10 protein-coding genes are annotated in these 7663 nt (G+C 68.4%); 8 read left to right on the top strand and 2 right to left on the bottom strand.

Annotated elements, in window-relative coordinates; translation table 11 throughout:
• Positions 1–59: 59 nt before the first annotated feature.
• On the bottom strand, positions 60–782 hold the full coding sequence (locus ACFUPX_RS43705) for a DUF5324 family protein (protein WP_383335261.1): 723 nt from the start codon (positions 780–782) through the stop codon (positions 60–62).
• 251 nt (positions 783–1033) lie between these two features.
• On the opposite strand from ACFUPX_RS43705, the gene ACFUPX_RS43710 reads away from it, so the two are divergent.
• Both ACFUPX_RS43710 and ACFUPX_RS43715 read left to right on the top strand, forming a co-directional pair.
• Positions 1034–1567, top strand: coding sequence for a peptidylprolyl isomerase (locus ACFUPX_RS43710; protein WP_383335263.1), 534 nt, complete (start codon positions 1034–1036; stop codon positions 1565–1567).
• Between the two features lie 116 nt (positions 1568–1683).
• Positions 1684–2580, top strand: a complete 897-nt coding sequence (locus tag ACFUPX_RS43715) for a rhomboid family intramembrane serine protease (RefSeq protein WP_383335265.1) — start codon at positions 1684–1686, stop codon at positions 2578–2580.
• Between the two features lie 279 nt (positions 2581–2859).
• Here the strand turns inward: ACFUPX_RS43715 and crgA are convergent, their stop codons facing one another.
• Positions 2860–3114, bottom strand: a complete 255-nt coding sequence (gene crgA / locus ACFUPX_RS43720; protein ID WP_160506128.1) for a cell division protein CrgA — start codon at positions 3112–3114, stop codon at positions 2860–2862.
• 92 nt (positions 3115–3206) lie between these two features.
• On the opposite strand from crgA, the gene ACFUPX_RS43725 reads away from it, so the two are divergent.
• The 6 genes from ACFUPX_RS43725 to ACFUPX_RS43750 are packed head-to-tail and all read left to right on the top strand — an operon-like array spanning position 3207 to position 7599.
• Positions 3207–3977 (top strand): DUF881 domain-containing protein, encoded by a 771-nt coding sequence (locus ACFUPX_RS43725; RefSeq protein ID WP_383335267.1) that lies wholly within the window; start codon positions 3207–3209, stop codon positions 3975–3977.
• A 26-nt stretch (positions 3978–4003) separates the two neighbouring features.
• Complete coding sequence (locus ACFUPX_RS43730; protein WP_383335275.1) at positions 4004–4693, top strand: class E sortase; 690 nt, start codon at positions 4004–4006, stop codon at positions 4691–4693.
• Positions 4694–4724: 31 nt separating this feature from the next.
• Positions 4725–4886 (top strand): hypothetical protein, encoded by a 162-nt coding sequence (locus ACFUPX_RS43735; RefSeq protein WP_383335269.1) that lies wholly within the window; start codon positions 4725–4727, stop codon positions 4884–4886.
• A 2-nt stretch (positions 4887–4888) separates the two neighbouring features.
• Positions 4889–5536: an aminodeoxychorismate/anthranilate synthase component II gene (locus ACFUPX_RS43740; RefSeq protein ID WP_383335276.1), complete on the top strand. Its 648-nt coding sequence runs from the start codon at positions 4889–4891 to the stop codon at positions 5534–5536.
• Entirely contained in the window at positions 5533–6810 is a 1278-nt protein-coding gene (locus tag ACFUPX_RS43745) for a class E sortase (protein WP_383335271.1), read from the top strand. Before ACFUPX_RS43740 ends, ACFUPX_RS43745 begins: the two co-directional genes overlap by 4 nt.
• Before the next feature lie 24 nt (positions 6811–6834).
• Positions 6835–7599, top strand: a complete 765-nt coding sequence (locus tag ACFUPX_RS43750) for a class E sortase (RefSeq protein WP_383335273.1) — start codon at positions 6835–6837, stop codon at positions 7597–7599.
• The last annotated feature ends 64 nt before the right edge of the window (positions 7600–7663 follow it).

A 7663-nucleotide genomic window follows, 5' to 3' on the forward strand; every position in this document is an offset into this window, starting at 1 on the left:
GGCGGGATCACCTCAGCTGAGGTGATCCCGCCCTACGGCGTTTCTGTGGAGCCTGTGGGTCAGCGCAGGTCGTCGCGCTGTGCGGCCTCCGACTCGGCCTGCTTGGCCTGGACCTCGGGGTCGAGGGAGGCCTGACCGCTGCCGTCGACCGAGGTCAGCGGCGTGCTGTCGGGGACCTCCGTCGCGGCCGGCGGCTCGACGAGCCAGTCCGGGTTGGCCTGCTTGTCCCACCACTTCCAGGCAGCGACCGCACCACCCGCCAGGATGCCGAGGACGATGAGTCCCTTGGCCGCGCGACCGGCGCGGGCCCGGCGGTTGTGCTTGCGGGTCAGCCGCTGGATCTCCTTGGGAGAGACCTCGCCGCGCAGGGCGGACAGCGCCGCGGAACCGCGGGACGCCGCCTCCTCACGGACGGGCTGAGCCGCGGCCACGGCGTGCTCGATCCGCGGCTTCGAGTAGTCGGCGGCCTGTCGGGCCGCCTTGCGGGTCTGGTCGGCTGCCTTGCGGGTGCGGACGGCTGCCTCGTGCGCGGCGTGGTCGACCTTCGGCGGCACATGCGTGCGGGCCTGCTCGATGCGCGGGCCGACGTGAGCGCCGTACTGGGCACGGGCTTGGTCGGCGGCCTGCGACACCTTGGGCGCGAGCCGGACGCGGGATTCGTGCGCGTAATGGACGGCCTGGTCCTTGGCCGTGCCGGCGTAGGGGGCCACCGCCTCCGCGGCATGCCGCACGCTGTCCCTCGCCGAACCGGTCGCGGCGCGCACGCTGTCGATGCGGGTCACGGGATCCTCCTCCTCGGTGGCTTATAGGTATGTCACCTTTCCACCCTTTCAAGGATCATGCCTTCCAGATGAATCCGAGGCATGAGAGGGCGGGCATCCGGGTGTCATCAATTTGATCAAATCGGTACAAGGAGAGTTTCTTCGCCGACAATGCCACGGATCGTCGCGGCGCGCTCCCACTCGGTGGCTACTCGTCGCAATCCGGTACGTGCGAGGATCGGCACGTCATAGAGGACAACGGAAGGCAGACCGTGGCCGAGCGGCTTTACGCCACCCTGAAGACCAACCGAGGCGACATCGAGGTGCTGCTGCACCCCAACCACACGCCGAAGACGGTCAAGAACTTCGTCGAGCTCGCCCAGGGCGAGCGCGAGTGGGTCCACCCGGCAACCGGCAAGAAGACCTCGGACCGGCTCTACGACGGCACGGTCTTCCACCGCGTCATCAGCGGTTTCATGATCCAGGGCGGCGACCCGCTGGGCAACGGCACGGGCGGTCCGGGCTACGAGTTCGAGGACGAGTTCCACCCCGACCTCGCCTTCGACAAGCCCTACCTGCTCGCCATGGCCAACGCGGGGCCGGGCACCAACGGCTCCCAGTTCTTCGTGACGGTCTCCTCGACGGCCTGGCTCACGCGCAAGCACACCATCTTCGGCGAAGTCACGGACCCGGCGAGCCGGAAGGTCGTCGACGAGATCGCGGCCACGCAGACCAACCCGCGCACCGACCGCCCGGTGAACGACGTGGTCATCGAGTCCGTCGTCATCGAAACCCGCGCCTCCTGACACCGGCGCACCCCGCGAGGGAACCAAACCGCCCCGCCCATCCGTAAGGAAGGGCGGGGCGGTGCGTTCGCCGCGCGCGCGTGGCCGCGTCTTCGTACGGACATTGAGGGGACCCCATGGACCAGGCACCAGGCAGCCCGCAGGGGCCACAGGGCGCGTCGAACCTGCCCGTCTGCTACCGGCATCCGGACCGCGAGACCGGCATAAGCTGCACCCGCTGCGAGCGCCCCATCTGCCCGGAGTGCATGATCAGCGCCTCGGTGGGCTTCCAGTGCCCCGAGTGCGTGCGCGAGGGCTCGGGCACCGGCCACGCGCCCGCGGCCAACCAGCCGCGCACCCTCGCGGGCGGCTCGATCGCCTCCGACCCGCGCCTGATCACCAAGATCCTGCTGGGACTGAATCTCGCGGTGTTCATCGCCGTCCTCGCCATGGGCGACCGCCTGGTCAACGAACTGGTCCTGGTCGGAGCATGGCCGCCCGAGCCCTTCGCGCCGACCGAGGGCATCGCCGAAGGCCAGTGGTACCGCCTGGTCACGTCGATGTTCACGCACCAGGAGATCTGGCACATCGCGTTCAACATGCTCGGCCTGTGGTGGCTCGGCGGCCCCCTGGAAGCGGCGCTCGGCCGCGCCCGCTATCTCTCGCTCTATCTGCTGTCCGGTCTGGCCGGCGGCGCGCTGACGTACGTCGTCGCGGACCCGAGCCAGGCCTCGCTCGGCGCGTCCGGAGCGATCTTCGGTCTGCTCGGCGCGACCGCCGTCCTGATGCGGCGCCTGAACTACGACATGCGCCCCGTCATCGCGCTGCTCGCGCTGAACCTGCTCTTCACCTTCACCTGGAGCGGCATCGCCTGGGAGGCGCACGTCGGCGGTCTGGTCGCCGGTGTCGCCATCGCGTACGGGATGGTGCACGCGCCCCGGGAGCGGCGGACGCTCGTGCAGTGGGGGACCTGTGCCGTGGTGCTCGTCGTGGTCCTCGCGACTGTGGTCATCAGGACCGCGCAGCTCGTCTGAAGCCCGTCATTGTCGTCCGATGGCCAAGGTTGTCCACAGCGTGTGCCCACGCTTGTGCATTCTGTGGGGAACAACAGTGCCCCTTGTCGCTGACCTGGGTTTCCCCAGGAGGGACAAGGGGCCTGTGAGGGCTTGCATGGCGATCAGCCAGTCATACCGGCGTCAACACCGAGTGGGTTATCCACAGATCGTCTTTCTTTTCCCCAGCCGGGGCCGGGATGTGGATAGCGCTGTGGATAACTCAGGGCAAGGCTTGCGCACAGCCCTGCGGCAGGTGCGCTACTTCCACTGGGTGGAGACGCCGAACCCAGCGGCGATGAAGCCGAAGCCGACGACGATGTTCCAGTTGCCCAGCGGGTCGATCGGCAGCTTGCCGTCGGTGACGTAGAAGACGACGATCCAGGCGAGCCCGATGAGGAACATCGCGAGCATCACCGGAGCCACCCAGCTACGGCTGGTCAGCTTGATGTTCGTCGCCTTCTTGGCGGGCGGCGTGTAATCGTCGGCCTTCTTGCGGATCCGTGACTTCGGCACGAGGGTCTCTCCTGTCGATACGGGGAGCTGAGCCCTCCCCCGGGCGTCCGTTAGCGTAGTGCTTCCGCGGCGCTGAAGGAGATAAGGGTACGTTGAGCAATTCTGCCGACTCCCCCACAGGTCCGGGTCGACGCCCTCGCTGGCGGCCGGTCCGGCTCCTCACGGCCGCCGTTTTCGCGCTCGCGGGCCTCATCTTCTTCACCAGCTTCAACACGGCCAAGGGCACGAACATCCGCACCGACGCCTCCCTCCTGAAGCTCTCCGACCTGATCGAGGAGCGCAGCCACAAGAACGGGAAGCTGGACGAGTCCAACGGCTCGCTGCGCGACGACGTCGAGTCCCTCGCCGAGCGCGACAACGGCGGAACGAAGGCCGACGACGCCCGGCTCAAGGCCCTGGAGAAGAACGCGGGCACCAAGAAGCTCGACGGCGACGCCGTCTCCGTCACCCTCGCCGACGCCCCGCCGAACGCCACCGCCAAGCTCCCCGGCTACCCCGAGCCCCAGCCCAACGACCTGGTCATCCACCAGCAGGACCTCCAGGCCGTGGTCAACGCGCTGTGGCAGGGCGGCGCCAAGGGCATCAAGGTCATGGACCAGCGGCTCATCTCCACCAGCGCCGTCCGCTGCGTGGGCAACACCCTGATCCTCCAGGGCCGCGTCTACTCGCCGCCGTACAAGGTGACGGCCATCGGCGACCCGGAGAAGCTCAAGACGGCGCTCGCCGCGTCCCCGGAGATCCAGAACTACATGCTGTACGTCAACGCCTACGGCCTCGGCTGGAAAGTCGACGACGACGGGGCGATGACTCTTCCCGGCTACTCGGGCACAGTGGATCTCCACTACGCGAAGCCCGTGGAGTAGCACCTGGGAGGGGCCGTCCGGTGTCGGTGCGAGTGCTCGTCAGAACGTTCAGCGAACTGTCCATCACCATCGGCACATTGATCGTGCTTTTCGTGGTGTACGTCCTGTTCTGGACCGGCGTGAAGGCCGACAACGCCATGGACAGCCAGATCGACGAGCTCCAGGACCAGTGGTCGCAGGGCTCGGTCCCCTCGGGGGCGGACGACAAGCCCGCCGGCACCTCTCCGAAGAAGCCCGGCCCCTACGTGGACGGCAAGCCCTTCGCCGTCATGTACATCCCGCGGTTCGGTTTCACGTGGAACAAGCCGGTGCTCCAGGGCACCGGGACCGACATCCTCAAGAAGGGCCTCGGTCACTACGGGGACACCGCGCAGCTCGGCCAGCGGGGGAACTTCTCCGTGGCGGGCCACCGCCGCACGTACGGGGACCCCTTCAAGGACTTCCCCAAGCTGCGCCCGAACGACCCCGTGGTCCTGACCGACGGCACCACGTGGTTCACGTACCGCATCGACAAGAAGCCCTACAGGACGCTGCCCGGCGACATCGGGGTCATCGACGCGGTTCCGCGCAAGTCCGGATTCGACGGGCCTGGCCGTTACCTCACCCTTACGACCTGTGAGCCAGAGTGGGGCCACAGCCACCGGTTGATCGTCTGGGCGCACCTCGATGCGACCCAGCCCGTCGAGGCCGGGAAACCGGAGGCACTGCGCCGTTAGTCTGGTGCCGTACGGCTACGGAAGGGACGGCATGTACGGCTGGATCTGGCGGCATCTGCCGGGAAACGCTTGGGTAAGGGCGCTGCTTTCGCTGATGCTCGTCTTCGTTGTGGTCTACGTGCTCTTCCAGTACGTCTTCCCCTGGGCCGAGCCGCTGCTTCCCTTCAACGATGTGACGGTGGACGGCCAGTGAGTATCGAAGGACGCCCCAGCCGCATTCTCGTGGTCGACAACTACGACAGCTTCGTCTTCAACCTCGTCCAGTACCTCTACCAGCTGGGCGCCGAGTGCGAGGTCGTCCGCAACGACGAGGTCGAGCTGCGCCACGCGCAGGACGGCTTCGACGGCGTCCTGCTGTCGCCGGGCCCCGGCACTCCCGAGCAGGCCGGCGTCTGCGTGGACATGGTGCGGCACTGCGCCGACACCGGTGTGCCCGTGTTCGGTGTCTGCCTCGGCATGCAGTCGATGGCGGTGGCGTACGGCGGAGTGGTGGACCGGGCGCCGGAGTTGCTGCACGGCAAGACGTCCGCGGTGGTCCACGACGGCAAGGGCGTCTTCGCCGGGCTGCCCTCGCCCTTCATCGCGACCCGCTACCACTCGCTCGCCGCCGAACCGGCCACGGTCCCGGCCGAGCTCGAGGTGACCGCGCGCACGCAGGACGGCATCATCATGGGCCTGCGCCACCGTGAACTGCCGGTCGAGGGCGTGCAGTTCCACCCCGAGTCGGTGCTCACCGAGCACGGCCACCTGATGCTGGCCAACTGGCTGGTGGAGTGCGGCGACAAGGGGGCGGTCGGTCGGTCGAGCGGTCTTGCCCCGGTGGTGGGCAGGGCCACGGCGTGACCGCGTTGCGCCCCGAGCGTGATTCCTCCGGAGTTCCGTACGACGACGAGCAGTACGCGTCGTACGGGGACCCAGGGGCATTCGAGCAGCCCGGGGCGTTCGAGGCGGCCGTCGATCACCTTGCCGACCCGCTGACGGACCCGCTGCCGGGGCAGCACCCTTCGCCGTGGTTCCGCAGCGGGCCCGCGGAGCCGCCGCCCCAGCCGGAGCCGCAGCCCGTGCCGGAGCAGCCCCAGGAGCAGGAGTGGTACGACCCCGAGGGGTACGCCCGCGACTGGTACGGGGTGCGGGAGCCGACGTACGAGCAGCTGTACGGCGGGTACGCCCCGCAGCCTCCGGCGGACGACGAGACGGTGGGCCTGCGGACGGCGGACACGCGCCGAATAGCCGAGCCTGACGAGTCCTACGAGCCGGACCGGGAGCCGGACCGGGAGCCGGAACAAGGCCGCCCCACGGAGGGTGGCAGGGCCGCCCGCCGCAAGGCCGCCAAGAAGGGCGCGTCGCCCGCCGCACCCGCCTCCCCGACCGCCTCCGCCTCCCCGACGTCCTCCGCGGCCCCCCTCTCCCGCGTGGAGGCCCGCCGCGCCGAGCGCGCCCGCAGGCCGTCCCCGGGCGCCGTGGTGAGCCGAGGCATCGGTGAACTGTTCATCACCGTAGGCGTCCTGATGCTTCTCTTCGTCACGTACCAGCTGTGGTGGACGAACATCCGCGCCCACCAGCAGGCCAACGGCGCCGCCAGCGACCTCCAGGAGCGGTGGGCCAAGGGCAAGGGCAAGCCGGGTGCCTTCGAGCCGGGACAGGGCTTCGCGCTCCTGCACATACCCCGCCTGGACGTGGTCGTGCCGATCGCCGAGGGCATCGACAAGTCGAAGGTCCTGGACCGCGGCATGGTCGGCCACTACAACGAGGGCCGCACCAAGACGCCCATGCCGGAGGCCAAGAAGGGCAACTTCGGGGTCGCCGGGCACCGCAACACCCATGGCGAACCGTTCCGGTACATCAATCAGCTCGAACCGGGCGACCCCATCGTCGTGGAGACGCAGGACAAGTACTTCGTCTACAAGATGGCGAGCATCCTGCCGCAGACCCAGCCCAGCAACACCTCGGTGATCGGACCTGTCCCTCCGGGGTCGGGCTTCACCAAAGAGGGCCGGTACATCACACTGACCACCTGTACCCCGGAATTCACGAGTAAGTATCGAATGATCGTCTGGGGCAAGATGGTCGAGGAACGGCCGCGCAGCGAGGGCAAACCGAGCGCGCTCGTCAACTAGCACGGTGAGAACGGGGCAGATCCAGTGGCAGCGACGACCGACCACGCCGACCACGACGAGGAGCAGAGCGAGGAGCGGGCCAAGACGCCCGCACCCGCACCCGCGCCCGCGCCACGGCCACGGGGACGCGGTCCCATCGCCACGGCGGTCAGCGTCTTCGGTGAACTCCTCATCACCGCGGGCCTGGTGCTGGGTCTCTTCGTCGTCTACTCCCTGTGGTGGACCAACGTCGTCGCGGACCGCGAGGCGCACAAGCAGGGCGACCAGGTGCGTGACCGCTGGGCGGGCGGCCCGGGGAACCTGAACACCAAGGACGGCATCGGCTTCCTGCACGTACCCGCGATGGGCAACGGCGAGATCCTGGTGACGAAGGGCACCGGCACCAAGGAGCTCAACCACGGTGTCGCGGGCTACTACCAGGACCCGATCAAGTCGGCGCTCCCCGAGGACAAGGAAGGCAACTTCACGCTGGCCGCGCACCGCGACGGGCACGGCGCGAAGTTCCACAAGATCGACAAGATCGACAAGGGCGACGCGATCGTCTTCGAGTCCCGGGACAAGTGGTACGTGTACAAGGTGTACTCGACGCTGCCCGAGACGTCGAAGTACAACGTGAACGTCCTGAAGCCGGTCCCGAAGGAATCAGGCGCGAAGAAGCCGGGCCGCTACATCACCCTGACGACGTGCACGCCGGTCTACACGTCCAACTACCGCTACGTGGTGTGGGGCGAGCTGGAGCGCGTCGAGAAGGTCGACAACAAGCGGACGCCGCCGGCGGAGCTGGACTAGCACCACCACACAGGAGATACCCCGCACGACAGGAGCCCCGGACACCGCCTGCTCGGCGGTGTCC

The sequence above is a fragment of the Streptomyces sp. NPDC057302 genome, assembly GCF_042667685.1.
GTDB lineage: Bacteria > Actinomycetota > Actinomycetes > Streptomycetales > Streptomycetaceae > Streptomyces.